General features: G+C 64.3%; 15 protein-coding genes. 6 read left to right on the top strand and 9 right to left on the bottom strand.

Annotation, left to right across the window (positions count from 1 at the left end):
- Positions 1-36: 36 nt before the first annotated feature.
- The 7 genes from ATY02_RS06735 to ATY02_RS06705 all read right to left on the bottom strand — a co-directional run bounded on the left by ATY02_RS06735 (position 37) and on the right by ATY02_RS06705 (position 8413).
- Complete coding sequence (locus tag ATY02_RS06735; protein WP_068583689.1) at positions 37-1047, bottom strand: chemotaxis response regulator protein-glutamate methylesterase; 1011 nt, start codon at positions 1045-1047, stop codon at positions 37-39.
- Positions 1044-3371 (bottom strand): hybrid sensor histidine kinase/response regulator, encoded by a 2328-nt coding sequence (locus ATY02_RS06730; protein WP_068583686.1) that lies wholly within the window; start codon positions 3369-3371, stop codon positions 1044-1046. The genes ATY02_RS06735 and ATY02_RS06730 overlap by 4 nt, the downstream gene beginning before the upstream one ends.
- Entirely contained in the window at positions 3368-4054 is a 687-nt protein-coding gene (locus ATY02_RS06725) for a chemotaxis protein CheW (protein WP_068583684.1), read from the bottom strand. Before ATY02_RS06725 ends, ATY02_RS06730 begins: the two co-directional genes overlap by 4 nt.
- A complete protein-coding gene (locus ATY02_RS06720; protein WP_068583681.1) occupies positions 4051-5328 on the bottom strand; it encodes a CheR family methyltransferase in 1278 nt (425 codons plus the stop codon). Before ATY02_RS06720 ends, ATY02_RS06725 begins: the two co-directional genes overlap by 4 nt.
- Positions 5325-5861 (bottom strand): chemotaxis protein CheW, encoded by a 537-nt coding sequence (locus ATY02_RS06715; RefSeq protein ID WP_068583679.1) that lies wholly within the window; start codon positions 5859-5861, stop codon positions 5325-5327. The genes ATY02_RS06720 and ATY02_RS06715 overlap by 4 nt, the downstream gene beginning before the upstream one ends.
- On the bottom strand, positions 5861-7483 hold the full coding sequence (locus ATY02_RS06710) for a methyl-accepting chemotaxis protein (RefSeq protein WP_068583676.1): 1623 nt from the start codon (positions 7481-7483) through the stop codon (positions 5861-5863). Before ATY02_RS06710 ends, ATY02_RS06715 begins: the two co-directional genes overlap by 1 nt.
- Before the next feature lie 204 nt (positions 7484-7687).
- Positions 7688-8413, bottom strand: coding sequence for a tellurite resistance TerB family protein (locus tag ATY02_RS06705; protein WP_068583675.1), 726 nt, complete (start codon positions 8411-8413; stop codon positions 7688-7690).
- Positions 8414-8630: 217 nt separating this feature from the next.
- On the opposite strand from ATY02_RS06705, the gene ATY02_RS36525 reads away from it, so the two are divergent.
- The 5 genes from ATY02_RS36525 (at position 8631) to ATY02_RS06680 (ending at position 12516) form a co-directional block, all read left to right on the top strand.
- Positions 8631-8945 carry a hypothetical protein gene (locus tag ATY02_RS36525; RefSeq protein ID WP_124345837.1) on the top strand — a complete coding sequence of 105 codons (315 nt, stop codon included), beginning with the start codon at positions 8631-8633 and terminating at the stop codon, positions 8943-8945.
- A gap of 74 nt (positions 8946-9019) precedes the next feature.
- Positions 9020-9418, top strand: coding sequence for a hypothetical protein (locus tag ATY02_RS06695; RefSeq protein ID WP_068583666.1), 399 nt, complete (start codon positions 9020-9022; stop codon positions 9416-9418).
- Between the two features lie 35 nt (positions 9419-9453).
- Entirely contained in the window at positions 9454-10473 is a 1020-nt protein-coding gene (locus ATY02_RS06690) for a hypothetical protein (protein ID WP_124345835.1), read from the top strand.
- A 244-nt stretch (positions 10474-10717) separates the two neighbouring features.
- Positions 10718-11320 (top strand): TetR/AcrR family transcriptional regulator, encoded by a 603-nt coding sequence (locus tag ATY02_RS06685; RefSeq protein ID WP_068583660.1) that lies wholly within the window; start codon positions 10718-10720, stop codon positions 11318-11320.
- On the top strand, positions 11317-12516 hold the full coding sequence (locus ATY02_RS06680; RefSeq protein WP_068583658.1) for a DUF418 domain-containing protein: 1200 nt from the start codon (positions 11317-11319) through the stop codon (positions 12514-12516). The genes ATY02_RS06685 and ATY02_RS06680 overlap by 4 nt, the downstream gene beginning before the upstream one ends.
- Here the strand turns inward: ATY02_RS06680 and ATY02_RS06675 are convergent.
- Positions 12513-13046: a GNAT family N-acetyltransferase gene (locus ATY02_RS06675; protein WP_068583655.1), complete on the bottom strand. Its 534-nt coding sequence runs from the start codon at positions 13044-13046 to the stop codon at positions 12513-12515. The genes ATY02_RS06680 and ATY02_RS06675 overlap by 4 nt on opposite strands.
- Positions 13047-13246: 200 nt before the next feature.
- On the opposite strand from ATY02_RS06675, the gene ATY02_RS06670 reads away from it, so the two are divergent.
- Positions 13247-14872, top strand: coding sequence for a glucan biosynthesis protein D (locus ATY02_RS06670; RefSeq protein WP_068583652.1), 1626 nt, complete (start codon positions 13247-13249; stop codon positions 14870-14872).
- Positions 14873-14936: 64 nt separating this feature from the next.
- Here the strand turns inward: ATY02_RS06670 and ATY02_RS06665 are convergent, their stop codons facing one another.
- Positions 14937-16043 (bottom strand): NADH:flavin oxidoreductase/NADH oxidase, encoded by a 1107-nt coding sequence (locus tag ATY02_RS06665; RefSeq protein WP_068583649.1) that lies wholly within the window; start codon positions 16041-16043, stop codon positions 14937-14939.
- Between the last annotated feature and the right edge of the window lie 53 nt (positions 16044-16096).

Raw genomic sequence — 16096 nt, 5'->3', positions numbered from 1 at the left:
GAAGTGCTACCTGGCCAGGACAGCTGCGTTTATCAGTCATTTGGCAAATATCTCCAGCAAACGTGGAGCGATCTTGTCCAGTGGGCGAATCTCTGCGGCGGCGCCGATGGCAGCGGCTGCCTTGGGCATGCCATACACCGCGCTACTGTTCTGGTCCTGGGCGATGGTCAGATAACCCTGATCGCGCATCAGCTTCAAGCCCTGGGCGCCATCGCGCCCCATGCCGGTCAGTAGCACACCCACCGCATCGCCACTCCAGTAACTGGCGACACTTTCAAAAAATACATCGATGGACGGACGGTAGATCTCGTTCACCGGCTCGGCGGTATAGGCCAGCGTTCCGTTCTTCAACAAGCGGATATGGTGGTTGGTTCCCGCCAGCAGCACCGTGCCGCTTTGCGGTGGCTCGCCCTCGCGCGCCAGGCGTACCTGCAGGCCCGATGCGCTGCTGAGCCATTCAGCCATGCCCGCGGCAAACACCTGATCGACATGCTGGACCAGCACGATGGCTGCCGGAAAGTCCTTTGGCAAGCCCTTGAGCAATACTTCGAGTGCCGCCGGCCCGCCTGCGGAGGAGCCAATGGCCACCAGGCTCTGGCGTGGCATGCCGCTGCGCAGCGGCAGCGGCACAGAACGCACGCGGCTGCCACGCTGGCCGATCAGCCAACCGATATTGAGGATCTTGCGCAACAGCGGGGCCGCCGCCTCCTGGGCATTGCCCGCGCCCACGGCGGGGGTGTCCACCACGTCCAGGGCTCCATGGCCCATGGCCTCGAACACACGGTGGACATTCTGCTGCCGATCGACGGTGACGATCACGATGGCGCACGGCGACTCGGCCATGATTCGCCGCGTGGCCTCAACGCCGTCCATCACCGGCATGATCAGGTCCATGAGAATCAGGTCCGGGGTCAGTTCGGCGCAATACTTCACCGCCTCGGCACCGTTGGTGGCGACCCAGACCACCTCGTGGCTGGGATCGAAAGCCAGCGCCCGGCGCAAGGCCTCCACGGCCATGGGCATATCGTTGACTATCGCTATCTTCATGCCCGCGCTCCTCCAATCAGTTCCACCACCGCATCCAGCAGGGCGTCGTCATGGAAACTGGCTTTGGCTAGATAATAGTCGGCACCGGCATCCAGACCGCGGCGCCGGTCTTCCTCACGATCCTTGTAGGACACCACCATCACCGGCAGCGACTGCAGGCGATTGTCGCGGCGCAAGAGTGTGACCAATTCGATTCCATCCATTCGCGGCATGTCGATATCGGTGATCAGCAGGTCGAAGCTTTCCGAACGCAAGGCGTTCCAGCCGTCCATGCCGTCCACGGCCACGGCCACGTCGTAGCCGCGATTGATCAGCAACTTGCGCTGCAGTTCGCGCACCGTCAGGGAGTCGTCGACCACCAGGATCCGCTTGCGCGCAGCCTGTGCATGTTGCTGATGATGCCGGGCGATGCGTTCCAGGCGACCGGTGTTGAGCAGTTTGTCCACCGACCGCAGCATGTCCTCGACATCGACGATCAAGGCCACGCGTCCATCGTCGAGCAAAGCGCCGGCAGAAATATCCTGGATCTTGCCCAGGCGGTCGTCGAGCGGCAGCACCACCAGGGTCCGCTCACCGATAAAGCGCTCCACGGCGACGCCATACACGGCATCGCGCTCGCGGATCACCACGACTTTCAAGGTCGAGGCGTCATTCTGGCTCGCCGGTCGCTGCAACAGCTGGCTGGCCGCGACCAAGCCCACATGCTGGCCCTCATGCCAGAAGTGCTGGCGCCCCTCCACCTGGACGATTGCCTCCGGCTCCAGGTCGCACATGCGCTCGATATGAGCCAGGGGGAAGGCATAGGCTTCCTCGCCGACCTCCACCACCAGGCTGCGCACCACCGACAAGGTCAGCGGCACTTCCAGGTGGAAACAACTGCCCTGGCCGGTGGTCTGCTCCAGCACCACAGCCCCACGCAGCTGGCGCACCATGTGCTGCACGGCATCCAGGCCAACGCCGCGACCGGAAACTTCAGTCACCTTGTCGCGCAGGCTGAAACCTGGCAGGAACAGGAACGTCAGCAATTCTTCTTCACTAAGTTGTGCCGCTGTCGGGGCCGGGGAGAGCTGGCGCTCGACAATGCTCAGGCGCAAGCGCTCCAGGTCCACCCCGTGCCCATCGTCACTGAGTTCCAGCACCAGCAAGCCGGCCTGATGGGAGGCCTTCAGGCGAATCACCCCTTCGGCGGGCTTGCCCGCCAGCAGCCGCTGCTCGGGCAGTTCGATGCCATGGTCGACAGCGTTGCGCAACAGGTGGGTGAGCGGTGCCTCGAGCTTCTCCAGCACATCGCGGTCGACCTGGGTCTTTTCCCCCTCGATCTCCAGGCGTACCTGCTTGCCCAGGCTGCGCCCCAGGTCACGCACCATGCGGACCTGGCCACCGAGCACATCGGCAAAGGGCCTCATGCGGCAAGCCAGGGCCGTGTCGTAGAGCACCTGGGCGCGCTGGCTCGCCTGCCAGCCGAACTCATCGAGCTCGGCGGTTTTTTCCGCCAGCAATTGCTGGGACTCCGCCAGCAGTCGCCGCGCATCCTCCAAGGCCTCCTGGGCTTCGAGGCTCAGGGCATGCTCCTTGAGGTGCAGATTGAGGTTTTCCAAGGCCGCCAGGCTATTGCTCTGGATTCGCTTGAGCCGCTGCATGGTGGCCAGGTAAGGCTTGAGCCGCTGGGTCTCCACCAGTGACTTGCTGGACAGATCCAACAGTCCGTTGAGACGCTCGGCAGTGACCCGCAGTACGCGCTCGCCACCGTCGGTGATACGCCTGTTGGGACGTGCAGCGGCCACCACGGCGTCCAGCGAAGGTTCTGGCTCGACCTCCACCAGGGATTCGGGCATGGGCTCCAAGGGCGCGTCCAGCGATAACGCCAGTGGTGCATCCGGCAGGTCCGGCGGCGACCCGGGCGCCACCGGCAATACTCCGCCGGCTGTCGCCCCCGGGTCCAGCAGGCGCTCCATCAGCGCCACATAGACCTGGATATCCGCCGCTACGAGTTCTGCGCCACCGGGCGTGCCAATGCGCGTCAGCAGGTCGGTTCCCTGGAGCAAAGCGTCGATATGCTCAGGCTGCAGGTACAGGCGCCCTTCCTGGGCGCTGACCAGGCAGTCCTCCATGACATGGGCGACGCTCACGCCAGCATCGACCCCGACGATCCGCGCCGCCCCCTTGAGGGAGTGGGCGGCACGCATGCAAGCCTCCAGCTGGTCGGCCTGGGTCGGATTGCGCTCCAGCGCCAGCAGCCCGGCACTGAGCACCTGGGTCTGGGCCTCGGCTTCCAGGCTGAACAGTTCCAGCAACGAGGCATCACGCATTTGATCGGGGGTCATGAGAGGCTCCGGGTCACGGCCGAGAGCAGCTGCTCTTCATCCAGCCAGCGCAAGCTGCGTCCCTGCCATTGCAGCACGCCACGGGTGTACTTGGCAGTGGCTTGTTCACCGGAAGTCGAGGCGCCGTTGAGAATCCGCTCGTCGATAGCATGGATGCCATGCACCTCATCCACCGGCACCACTACGGGGCCGCCCTCGGCGCCGATGATCAGCATCCGCGGCATCACCCGCCCCGAGGGGGCGGTGCCCGGTGTGCTATCGAGCCCCAGCAACTCGGTCAACGACAGGCAGGCCACCAGCGCCCCACGGACATTGGCCACCCCCAGCAATGCCCGTGATCGCTGATGCGGCAGGGAGTGAATCGCCTGCTGCGGCGCCACTTCCAGCAGGCAACGGGTCGCCAATGCCAGCCACTCCTCACCCAGACGGAACATCAGCAGCGAACGGGTGACCACATCACTGTCGGCCTCCTGGACCACCGAGTGCTCGCGATCCTCCTGGCGCAACGAATAACGATCGAGCAGGCGCGTAGCCGCAGCGGAATAAACAGAACAATTGCGGCAATGGACATGTTCGGCCAACAAGGGGCAGGACTTGTCGCCAAGGATGCCGATGCGATTCCAGCAGTCATCGATGGCCTGTGCATCTTCACGGGTCACGTCCAATGAATATGAATGGCTCATCGTTTCAACTCACTGTCGGCAGTGCGCGAGCTACGGGCGGCACGCTCCTGCAATCGTTGGGCGCCGGCGAAGTCGCCCTGGGACGCCAGCAATGCCGCCAGGTGCGCCAGGGCTTCGGGATGCTGCGGCTCCAGGTACAAGGCCTTGCGATAGAAGCCCTGGGCCTCGATGGCGTTACCCGCCACATCGCTGAGCAAACCCAACCAATAGAACACCTGGGCTACCGGCTCATGTTGCTGCAAATAGCGCTCGCAAGCGGCCCGGGCCTCACCACTCTTGCCCTCATTGGCCAGCGCCGTGATGCTTGCCAGCAGGCCCGCGCCATCGCTGGCCGGGACCACGCTGTTGGTGGGCGCCGGGGCCGCCACGCGACTGGCAAAGGGACGCTGGCGTGGCGCCGGGGGAGCCACACTGCGTGGCGGCATCGGTAGGGGCAAGGGCTGCGGCAGCGGGGCCAAGGGCTGTGCCGGGGCAGGTTCGCTGTGGCGGCTGAAGGCAAAGGATTGGGGAATGCCGATCGAGCGCATGCCCAAGCGCCCCAGCAAGCTGCCCTCGGCCGGGCCGATGAACAGCACACCCTCTTCATGGGTCAGGCGCTTGAGCACTTCGAACACCTGGCGTTGGGTGGGCTGGTCGAAATAGATCAGCAGGTTGCGGCAGAAGACAAAGTCGAAGGCCGGCTCGGAGGCCAGCAACCCCGGCTCCATCACATTGCCGACCTGTAGCCGCACCTGCTCACGGACCCGCTCGTTCAAGCGATAGCGATCACCCTCGGCCACGAAGTGACGCTCTCGAAAATCCGTGTCCTGGCCACGAAAGGAATTCTTGCCATAGACCGCATTCCGGGCCCGCTCCACCGATAGCGGGCTGACATCCAGGCCGTCGATCTTGAACTGATGGGGCGCCAGGCCGCCATCCAGCAGGGCCATGGCGATCGAATAAGGCTCTTCGCCGGTGGAACACGGCAGGCTCAGCAAGCGCAGGGCACGCATGCCCTTGATCTGGGCCAGGCGGGCCGAGGCCAGCTTGACCAACGTGGCGAAGGACTCCGGATAACGGAAAAACCAGGTCTCCGGGACGATCACCGCCTCGATCAGCGCCTGCTGCTCCTCCTGCGAGCCTTGCAACCGATGCCAGTACTCATCGTTGCCATGGATATACAACGCATTGCAGCGCTGGCGCACCGCACGCTCGATGATCGCCGGCCCCACGGAGGCGACATCCAGGCCGATTCGCTCCTTGAGGAAATCGAAAAACCGTTGTTCGCCGCTCATCGAGGCTCCTCGAGCGCAGCCAGGTCAAGCGGCGGGCTGGGAAACAACAACTCGCGCACTTCGGGCCGCAGCAGGTCATCGACCCGTACCCACTGCAACAGCCCCTGGGCATCCTCGCGCACCGGCCCCAGGTACGGGGCCTGGGCGTTGTCCAGGCCATAGGGCTGGAACTGCTGCGGATCGCAGCGCAGGGTGTCGTTGGCCTGCTCCAGCAACAACCCCAGGACCCGCACGGGCTGCTCGGCCTCGCCACGATAGTGCACCAGCACCAGGCGCGTGCTGGTACGCAATTGCGCCGGCCGGCCAAAGGTCAGTTGGCACAGGTCGATCACTGGCACCACCGTGCCACGGTAGGCGAAGACTCCCGAAACCCAGCTCGGGGCCTGGGCAATGGGCTTGAGTTGCAGGCGCGGCAGCACCTCGACCACATCCACGGCCCGCAGCGCATACCGCTCCTCGCCGATGCGGAAAACCAGGAACAGCACGGTCTTCACCGAGGCTGCGCCATTGCGCTTGTGCGCGAGCTCATCCATCAGACTTTGAAACGCGATACGCCGCTACGCAGCCCCACGGCCACCTGGCTCAGTTCGTCGATGGCGAAACTGGCCTGGCGCAGGGACTCGACGGTCTGGCTACTGGCATCGCCCAATTGCACCAGCGCGTGATTGATCTGCTCGGCGCCGGTGGCCTGGGCCTGCATGCCTTCGTTGACCATCAACACCCGCGGCGCCAGGGCCTGGACCTGGTGGATGATCTGCGACAACTGCTCACCCACCTGCTGTACCTCGGCCATGCCGCGGCGCACTTCTTCGGAAAACTTGTCCATGCCCATGACCCCGGCCGATACCGCCGACTGGATCTCGCGAACCATCTGCTCGATATCGTAGGTCGCCACCGCCGTCTGGTCCGCCAGGCGGCGCACCTCCGTGGCTACCACGGCAAAACCGCGGCCGTATTCACCGGCCTTCTCGGCCTCGATGGCAGCATTGAGCGACAGCAGGTTGGTCTGGTCGGCGACTTTGACGATGGTCACCACCACCTGATTGATGTTGCCGGCCTTCTCGTTGAGGATCGCCAGCTTGGCATTCACCAAGTCTGCCGCGCCCATGACCGAATGCATGGTGTCTTCCATTCGCGCCAGGCCCTGCTGGCCGGATCCTGCCAACACCGAGGCCTGGTCGGCGGCGCTGGACACTTCGGTCATGGTCCGTACCAGATCCCGCGAAGTCGCGGCGATTTCCCGCGATGTGGCACCAATTTCCGTGGTCGTGGCGGCGGTCTCGGTGGCCGTGGCCTGCTGTTGCTTGGACGTGGCGGCAATCTCGGTCACCGACGTGGTGACCTGTACCGAGGAGCGCTGGGCCTGGGACACCAGGGCCGTGAGCTCGGTCATCATGTCGTTGAAGCCGGTCTCGACCGCACCGAACTCGTCCTTGCGCTCCAGGTTGAGGCGACCGCTAAGATCGCCGGTACGCATGACCTCCAGGATCTCCACGATCCGATTCATCGGCGCCATGATCGCCCGCATCAGCAGCAGGCCACAAAGTCCGGCCGCCAGTACCGCCAGCAACAGGGACACGCCCATGCTGACTTTGGCTGCCGCCACGGCATCGTCGATGGCGGCAGTAGCAGAGTCGGCTACTGCCTTGTTCTCGCTGATGATGTCGTTGAGCTTCAGGCGGCCCTTGGTCCAGGCCGGCGTCAGTTGCTCGTTGAACAGGCGGATCGCCTCGGCTTCCTGCTTGCGCTGGTGCAGGTCGAGCACCGCCGCCTGGATGCGATTGAAGTCCTGGTGATCCTTTTCGAAGGCATCGAACTCGTTCTGGTCTTCGCGGCTGTTGATGGTCTGCTTGTAGTTGCCCATCTGGGTGACCAGATGCTGCTCGAAGGACTTGAAGTCAGCCACGTCCTCGGCGCTGATGTCCTGATTCTGCTTGAGCCCGATGATCTCCTGGGTCTGGATGTAGCTGTCGACCCAGGCACTGCGGATCATCGAACTGAAATAGACACCGGGCACCGCATCGTTGCGCATGCGCTCCTCGCCGGCCTCGATCTTCAGCAGCCGTGAGTACGAGACGACGACCATCAGCAGCATGATGGCGATAATCACCGCAAAGCTCGCCAAAATGCGTTGGCGCAACGTCCAGTTCTTCACAGTCAGCCCTCGAACCCATTCAAAAATGGAGGGAGTATAGCTGAGGACGATGCAGGTTTTACGGGTGGCTTAACGACTCAGGCAGGACTTTTAGTGGTTTTGTGCAACCGCTCTGGCCAGGGGCCTGTAGAGGACTTCACCGGTCGCACAAAGGCATTTCGGCAATTGCACAGGACAGAATCGCCAAGAGGCTCGACACGTCTCTCAGGGCTGGACCTGGCGTACCTGGTTCTCCAGTTCCGCCTTGAGCCCTGCCGGCAGCTGCAGTTGGCGCGCCAACTCCTCCAGGTAGGCCTTCTCCATGAAGTGCTGCTCATCCACCAGCATCACGCTGGCCAGGTACATCTCGGCGGCCATCTCCGGGGTGCTGGCGGCCCGGGCCACATCGGCAGGGTCCAGGGGCTTGTTCAACTCACCGTGCAGCCACTGCTGCAGCTGTGGATCGTCATCGAGCTTGCGGAACTCGCCCTCGATCAACTCACGCTCGCGCTCATCCACATGGCCATCGGCCTTGGCGGCCGCCACCAGCGCCTTGAGGATCGCCTGGCTGTGTTGCTCCACTTGCTGCGGGGCCAACCGGTCGAGGGTCTGGGGCTCGGTACCCGGCGCACTGCCCTGCTGCGCCTGCCAATTGCCATAAGCCTTGTAGGCCAGCACCCCGAGCGCGGCCAAACCACCATAGGTCAGGGCCTTGCCACCGAACTTGCGCACCTTCTTGTTGCCCAGCAACAAGCCCATGGCTCCGGCAGCCAGGGCACCACCACCGGCGCCAGCGAGCAACCCGCCCAGGCCCCCGGTCTTGGCCCCGAGCAAGCTGCCCAGACCGACCGAATCGGCCGTCGGCCTGGCCTGTGGCGAATTACCAGCCTTGTTCTGCAGGAGCTCTTGGCCGGACTTGAGTAGTTGGTCGAGCAATCCACGGGTATTCATCTGCCACCTCCGCAAAAACCAGTGTCACCTCGACACCTGAGGCCTCAAGACTAGAGAGAAGTGCCCAGCTCCAGGGGGCGATAATGCTTCTGAATGTTGCTTTGGCTCTTCAATGCCTGGACAAGCTCGACCCAGGCTTGAACCTCGATTTTGCCGAAACATCCTAAGGGCGCGTGGACTGGCCCCGTGGAGGGCAAAAGCCAAGCTTGGCCGTCGGTTGCTTGCTTCATCCGCCCCCAGTCACCACCATCGCGTCGATCTCAAAACGGACTATCCCATACAAACCAAATGGCTGGTCAACGGCCAGCTGGTAGCTGGCGAAGACCCGGCCCAACCGGTGTACGACCCGACGCAAGGCAGCGTGCGGGTACATATCAACGAAACCATCGAGCCCCAGGTGGGCGCCACGGTGCGTGCTGCTGACGGAGCCTTCGACAGCTGCTCGCCGGCCAGTCGCGCAAAGGCAGGACGACTGGATAAGCATCCGCAGTTGCGGCACTATCCGCGGCCAGAAAAGCACCGGTTTCACTGACCACAATTGCCCTCCGGCAGCAAGGATGCGCCCATGCCCCACCCCACCTTAGCCATGGCCAACAGGTGCCGCCCATGAGCCAGAACGCTGCTGGCCACTACCATGTGGTGCGGATTACCACCGGCCTGGTGGCCCATTCGTTGCCGGTACTGTTGTTCTACCTGGCGCATATCTGGGGCATTCCACTGTATCGCCAGCTGTTCGGCGCCACGGCTCGAAGCTTCGGCCTGGGCATGATGGTGGACCTGCTGTTCTACCTGCTGATCGTCGGCGGCTGGCTGCTGGCGATGATTTCCAACCTCAAGCTCAAGCTGGTCCTGATTGGCGCCTTGGTGGCGTTCAGCGCCTGGGCGATGTTTCCCGAGCACCCGATACGCGGCTATGCCTATTGCCTGCTGATGGGAGTGCCTTCGCTGCTGGCGATCTGGCTGGCCCAACGCGGGTGTCGCTGGTTCGTCCCGGATACGCCATGACCTTCTTTCTGCCTTCACTCCCAACGAGTTCGCCGATGCCCGTTTCTCGCCACCTGCTGCGCCAGTTGTTCGTTTGCCTGTTGTTCGGCACCAGCGCACAGGTCGTCCAGGCTGCCGCCCCCACCTGCCCGTCCAGCGACCTGCCGACCTTTGTCCAGGCCTTCGCCACGGACCCTGAACTGCAACTGGCGTTCAGTGACTCCCCCCTGGTCGAACAGCGCCTGGTCTATGACGACTTTGGCCGCGTCGCCACCACGCGACACAAGCTCACTGGCGACAACCGCCACCTGCTGGCCCTGCTCGACCCCAAGGCCCAGGCCCGGTCGGGGCTGCAGACCTTCTGGGAGGACCATACCCTGGTGGTGCACGACCCCCAGGGCGACGTGGTCCAGGCCTTCGTCTTCGAGCGGAGCGCCTGCTGGCAACTTACCCGTATCGAGCAATGGTCGATGGACGGCCTGCTCGATCAACAAGCCCCCGCCGATGAAACCGCCCTGCAGCGTCAGTCGCGCAAGGCCGACCTGTTCCTGGCATATGGCGGACGCGAGCAGTATCCGTTGACGGTGTACTTCTTCGAGCTGGGTCAGCGCATCCTGGTGGATGCCGCTAGACATGGGTCGGCCAAGGCCGCCGTGCAAGCCGTGAGCCTGGGTTATTCGGGCATGGCGCCGGAACTCAAGCCTGGTGAGGCCGAGGAGCTGCTGCTGCCCTATGCCCAAGCGGATGCCGATGCGGCAGTGATGTTGTCCATGTACTACTGCGATCCGAAAGGCGATGGCTCGTTCGAGAGCTGTGTGAACCCGGGCAAGGCCGAGGCCGCCGTCCTCCAGGCCCTGCGCAAGCTGGACTCGGGCATGCTCTACGACATCCTGGCGGACGCGCTGTCCAGCGGGCGCTGGGGCACCACGGACAAGGCTCGGGCCCTGGCCTGCTACAAAGAGGCGATCCAGCGTGACCACCTGTCGGCGCTCGGGACACTGACCAGGCTGACTGCCGAGGGCCTGCCGGCCCAAGAGGCGCAATGCCTGGAGGCTTCGCCGAAAGCATCAGGTTGAAGCCAAAGACGAAACCCAGCCTAAGAGCGAGGCTTGCCCGCGATGCTCATTGACGGTAGCGCGAGCGCCCTGAAATCCATCGCGAGCACGCTTCGCGCCCACAGGGGATCACCTCGCTCAACTGAAGGGCATTAGCCCCCTGGCCAACATTTCTTGACTCTTTTTAACAAGAATTGCATTGCCCCGCCCCAGCCCATTGCAGTTAATTGAGCAGCCGCTCAATTAACTCAAGAGGCCCACCTGCATGCGTCCCGCCAACCATGTGCAACGCGAAGCACGGTACAACGCACTGCTGGACGCTGGCGCCCGCTGCATCGCCGAACATGGCTACATGGCTACCCGAACCGCGGACATCTGCCTGATCGCGCAGATGAGTGCCGGCAACCTGTTTCATTACTTCCCCAGCAAGCAGGCGCTGCTGCTGGCACTGATCGCTCGCGAAGGCCAGCAGATCCAGCAGGAGATGGAACACCTGCTGCAGGAGCAACAGCCTCTGGAGGCCCTGATGGGCTTTCTCCTGCACCTCTGCCAGCTCGCCGAGGACCCGCACTACACCGGCCTGGCATTGGAGATCGCCGCCCTCAGCCACCGTGATCCACAGGTTTGCAAACTGGCACGTCACAACGATCTGCTTTTGCGTGAAGGACTCGCCGCCCTCGTGCGCCAGGCCAACGACCTGGGGCTGGTCCGCCCAGGGCTGTGTGCCGAGCAAATCGCCAACTGGCTTGCCGTCATGATCGATGGCCTGTTCGCCCGGGTTGCCGTCGATCCGCAATTCGCTCCCCAGACCCAGGGCCCTGTCCTGCAAGAACTGGCTCTGCACCTGCTACAAGGAAACCGAACATGACCCCCGCGCGTATTTCCGGCACGCAACCGGCACGCCTGCAACATGTGGACGCCCTACGAGGCTTCGCCCTACTGGGCATCCTGGCGGTGAACATCTGGTCCTTCGCCGACCCCTACTACGCTTCACCAACCAGCAACCCGGCGTACTCCAGCGCCCTCGATCACCTAGTGCGCTGGCTGGTGTCGGTCCTCTTCGAGGCCAAGTTCTACCTGCTGTTCTCCTTCCTGTTCGGCTACAGCTTCACCTTGCAGATGAGCTCCGCCGAACGCTCGGGGGCGTCCTTCGTGCCGCGCATGTGGCGCCGGCAACTGGCCCTGCTGGTCATCGGCCTGGTGCACGGCGCGCTGCTGTTCTATGGCGAGATCCTCTCGCTGTATGCCTTGCTCGGGTTGATCCTGCTGGCACTGCGTGGGCTATCGGCCAAGTCGGCGGCGGTGCTGGCGCTGCTGCTGGTCATCGCCAGCACGCTGATGTTCCTGCTGTTGGGGGGCGAACTGCTGGAGATCGGCCTCTACACCGGCACGGCCGACGGCGAATCGGTGCTCAAGGACATGGCCTTGGGCGGCAGTGCGCTGGAGACCCTGGCCTACAACGCTTCGCACCTGCTGGAAACCGCCTCGGCCCTGTGGCTGCTGCAAGGGCCCAGCACCCTGGCGATGTTCCTGCTGGGCTACGTGGCCGGACGCAAGGAGCTGCTGGTGGCGCCCTATCGCTTCGAGCCCAGGCTGCCATGGCTGCTGGCGTTCACCCTGCCCCTCGGCCTGGGCGGCGCCCTGCTCTACGGCTACTGGGCCGCCTATGCCCCGGGGGGTGGCCTGGAATTGATCGGCTATGGCCTCAGCCAGTTGACCGCGCCCTTGCTCTCGGCCAGCTACGCCATGCTACTGCTCAAGGCCTTCGACTCATCCCTGGGCCAGCGCCTGTGCCGGCGCCTGGCGCCCCTGGGACGCATGTCCCTGAGCAACTACCTGCTGCAATCAGTGATCCTCTGCCTGCTGTTCACCGGTTACGGGCTGGGGCTGGTCAACCATTTACCACCGTTGGCCTTACCGCTGGTGGTGATCGCCATCTACCTGGTGCAGATGCAACTCAGTGCCCTGTGGCTGCGCCATCACCAGTACGGCCCTTGCGAATGGCTGCTGCGCGCGGTGACCATCGGCGCCTGGCCGAACTGGAGCAAACCCCGCCAGGCCTAGGCCAGGCGCAGGTACAGATGAATGTCCTCGGGCTCCAGGCGCAACAGCTCCGGGTCGGGGACGTCCAGCAACTGGCAACCCAGGCCCTGGTAGAAATCCACCGTATGCCGCGACGGCGTGGCTGACACATACAAACCCTGGCCGCCCATGGCCAGGGCCTGCTCCCGGGCCAAGGCGAACAACTGCCGACCGAGGCCATGACCACGCCAGTCCTGGCTCACATGCAGGAACTTCAGTTGGCGCAGGTCCAGCCCGGCGTTGGCGATCGGCAGGCAATCCACCACCGCCGCCGCCACCAGCCGCGTGTCGTCGAAGGCCCCATGCAGCCACCCGCCACGCTGGTAACACTGCTGCAAGATCACCTCGTCATGCTCGGCTTCTCCGACCGGCCAACCGGTCACCACTTCATGCTGGGCATAACGCACCAGCCCTCCATCCTGCAGGCGGTAGAACGCTTCGATGATCTCGGCACGGTCGATGGTCTTGAGCAAGGCGATTTCGTCTTCGACAAGTGGTCGCAGGCGCAGCATGGGGCAATTTCCTAGGGCTGGTTAAGTCGTTACCTATGGACACAAGCTAATCATTTTTCTGCCCTGGGCGAACCGATTATTCTACGCAGCATCTGTTTAAGGTCAGACGGGTCCGGCCAACGGCATGGCCGGACCTCATCCACGCGATCCCCCGAGCGGCCAAGAACGGCTGCGGATCTTTCCCTGTACAAGGCTTAACCATGCATCGTAGGAATCTCCTCAAAGCGTCCATGGCCCTGGCGGCCTATACCGGCCTTTCGGCCAGCGGCCTGCTGGCCGCCCGAGCCTGGGCCGGTACCGGTGCCGCCGATGGCGAGGCACAGGCATTCGACTTCGAGCGCCTCAAGGCCCAGGCCAGGCAACTGGCCGCCAAGCAGTACGTGGACACCAAGCAGGTGCTGCCGCCGACCTTGGCGCAGATGACCCCGCAGGACTTCAATGCCATCCAGTACGACGCCAAACACTCGCTGTGGAATGACCTGAACGGCCAGCTGGACGTGCAGTTCTTCCATGTGGGCATGGGCTTTCGCCAGCCGGTGCGCATGCACAGCGTCGACCCCAAGACCCGCCTGTCGCGGGAGGTGCACTTCCGTCCGCCGCTGTTCAACTACCAGAACACCCGCGTAGACACCTCGCAGCTCAAGGGCGACCTGGGTTTCGCCGGATTCAAGCTGTTCAAGGCGCCGGAGCTGGATAGACACGACGTGGTGTCGTTCCTCGGCGCCAGCTACTTCCGCGCGGTGGACGCCACCGGCCAGTACGGCCTCTCGGCCCGGGGCCTGGCCATCGATACCTACGCCAAGCATCGCGAGGAATTCCCCGACTTCACCCAGTTCTGGTTCGAGACCCCGGACAAGGACAGCACCCGCTTCGTGGTCTATGCCCTGCTGGACTCGCCGAGCGCCACCGGTGCTTACCGCTTCGACATCGACTGCCAGGCCGAGCGCGTGGTGATGGAGGTCGATGCCCACGTCAATGCGCGTACGGCCATCGAGCAACTGGGCATCGCGCCGATGACCAGCATGTTCAGCTGCGGCACCCACGAGCGGCGCATGTGCGACACCATCCACCCGCAGATCCACGACTCTGACCGCCTGGCCATGTGGCGCGGCAACGGCGAATGGATCTGCCGGCCGTTGAACAACCCGGCGACCCTGCAATTCAACGCCTTCGCCGACAAAGATCCGAAAGGCTTCGGCCTGGTGCAGACCGACCATGACTTTGCCAGCTACCAGGACACCGTGGACTGGTACAGCCGTCGCCCGAGCCTGTGGGTCGAGCCCACCACCGCCTGGGGCGAGGGCAGCGTCGACCTGCTGGAGATCCCCACCACTGGCGAGACCATGGACAACATCGTGGCCTTCTGGACACCGAAGAAGCCGGTGGCCGCCGGCGACTCGCTGAACTACGGCTACAAGCTCTACTGGAGCGCCCTACCGCCGGTGGGCACGCCCCTGGCGCGGGTCCACGCCACCCGTTCGGGCATGGGCGGCTTCGTCGAGGGCTGGGCCCCGGGCGAACACTATCCGCCCGTCTGGGCGCGGCGCTTCGCCGTGGACTTCACCGGCGGCGGCCTCGATCGCCTGCCGGCGGGCACCGGCATCGAACCGGTGGTCACCGCCTCCAACGGCCAGGTCAAGGACTTCAGCGTACTGGTGCTGGACGAGATCAAGGGCTACCGCATCCTCTTCGACTGGTACCCCACCAACGACAGCGTGGACCCGGTGGAACTGCGGCTGTTCATCCGCACCAACGATCGCACCCTGAGCGAAACCTGGTTGTACCAGTACTTCCCTCCGGCCCCGGAGAAACGCAAGTACCCTTGATGCCCTACCGGTGAGGTGCCCCTACCATTTCCTTGACTGGCCGGTTTTTCTTGCCTGCATACGGTCAGTCCCGCAGGTCCGATTCGTGGATCGGCTGGTCCCTGTGGGTCGCCCGCTGGTACTGCGCCGGCCAGGTGGCGTTGCGCCCGCCCAGGTCGTCGTCCGCATGCAGCGGCCAGTAAGGATCGCGCAACAGCTCCCGGGCCAGCAGGATGATGTCCGCCTGGCAGGTACGCAGGATGTGCTCGGCCTGGGCCGGCTCGGTGATCATGCCCACGGTGCCGGTGGCGATTCCCGACTCCTTGCGCACGCGCTCGGCGAAGCGCGTCTGGTAGCCGGGGCCGGTGGGGATCTCGGCATTGGCCGCCGTACCACCGGACGACACGTCGATCAGGTCCACCCCCAGGTCCTTGAGGCGCCTGGCCAGCTCCACGGTTTCGTCGGGATTCCAGCCGTCTTCCACCCAGTCGGTGGCCGAGACCCGCACGAACAGCGGCAGCTCCTGCGGCCAGACCTGGCGCACCGCCTCGGTCACCTCCAATACCAGGCGGATACGGTTCTCGAACGAACCGCCGTAGCGGTCCTGGCGCTGATTGCTCAGAGGCGAGAGGAACTGGTGCAGCAGATAGCCGTGGGCGGCGTGCACCTCCACCACCTTGAAGCCGGCCTCCAGGGCCCGCTTGGCAGCGGCGACGAAGGCCTGGATGACGTCGGCGATCTGGTGCTCGTCCAGTGGCGTCGGTGGCGTGTGCTGCGGGTCGAAGGCGATCCGCGACGGCCCTACCGGCACCCAGCCCCCGTCCTCGGGCTTGACGCTGCCGGACTTGCCGAGCCAGGGCCGGTGGGTGCTGGCCTTGCGCCCGGCATGGGCCAGCTGGATGCCGGCGACTGCGCCCTGGGCACTGATGAAACGGGTGATGCGGCGCAAGGGTTCGATCTGGTCGTCGTTCCACAGCCCCAGGTCCTGGGCGGTGATCCGGCCGTCGGCGGTGACCGCCGTGGCCTCGGTGAAGATCAGCCCGGCTCCGCCCACGGCACGGCTGCCCAGGTGCACCAGGTGCCAGTCATTGGCCAGTCCGTCCACCGACGAGTACTGGCACATGGGCGACACGGCAATGCGATTGATCAAGGTCAGTTGACGCAGGGTATAGGGTTCAAGCAGCAGACTCATGGGGCACCTCTCGGTCAGTGGTCAGGCTCCAGGGATCTGTTTGAACGGTCGAC

This window comes from Pseudomonas sp. BIOMIG1BAC (assembly GCF_001705995.2).
GTDB classification, from domain to species: Bacteria; Pseudomonadota; Gammaproteobacteria; order Pseudomonadales; family Pseudomonadaceae; genus Aquipseudomonas; species Aquipseudomonas sessilinigenes.
The sequence above is the reverse complement of the archived record's forward strand: the minus strand, read 5'-3'. Positions and strand labels throughout refer to the sequence as shown.

Excerpts from the sequence above, each read along its gene's own strand:
- ATY02_RS06735 (WP_068583689.1), bottom strand. The coding sequence starts at position 1,047 with ATGAAGATAGCGATAGTCAACGATATGCCCATGGCCGTGGAGGCCTTG.
- ATY02_RS06730 (WP_068583686.1), bottom strand. The coding sequence starts at position 3,371 with ATGACCCCCGATCAAATGCGTGATGCCTCGTTGCTGGAACTGTTCAGC.
- ATY02_RS06725 (WP_068583684.1), bottom strand. The coding sequence starts at position 4,054 with ATGAGCCATTCATATTCATTGGACGTGACCCGTGAAGATGCACAGGCC.
- ATY02_RS06720 (WP_068583681.1), bottom strand. The coding sequence starts at position 5,328 with ATGAGCGGCGAACAACGGTTTTTCGATTTCCTCAAGGAGCGAATCGGC.
- ATY02_RS06715 (WP_068583679.1), bottom strand. The coding sequence starts at position 5,861 with ATGGATGAGCTCGCGCACAAGCGCAATGGCGCAGCCTCGGTGAAGACC.
- ATY02_RS06705 (WP_068583675.1), bottom strand. The coding sequence starts at position 8,413 with ATGAATACCCGTGGATTGCTCGACCAACTACTCAAGTCCGGCCAAGAG.
- ATY02_RS06695 (WP_068583666.1), top strand. The coding sequence starts at position 9,020 with ATGAGCCAGAACGCTGCTGGCCACTACCATGTGGTGCGGATTACCACC.
- ATY02_RS06690 (WP_124345835.1), top strand. The coding sequence starts at position 9,454 with ATGCCCGTTTCTCGCCACCTGCTGCGCCAGTTGTTCGTTTGCCTGTTG.
- ATY02_RS06685 (WP_068583660.1), top strand. The coding sequence starts at position 10,718 with ATGCGTCCCGCCAACCATGTGCAACGCGAAGCACGGTACAACGCACTG.
- ATY02_RS06680 (WP_068583658.1), top strand. The coding sequence starts at position 11,317 with ATGACCCCCGCGCGTATTTCCGGCACGCAACCGGCACGCCTGCAACAT.
- ATY02_RS06675 (WP_068583655.1), bottom strand. The coding sequence starts at position 13,046 with ATGCTGCGCCTGCGACCACTTGTCGAAGACGAAATCGCCTTGCTCAAG.
- ATY02_RS06670 (WP_068583652.1), top strand. The coding sequence starts at position 13,247 with ATGCATCGTAGGAATCTCCTCAAAGCGTCCATGGCCCTGGCGGCCTAT.
- ATY02_RS06665 (WP_068583649.1), bottom strand. The coding sequence starts at position 16,043 with ATGAGTCTGCTGCTTGAACCCTATACCCTGCGTCAACTGACCTTGATC.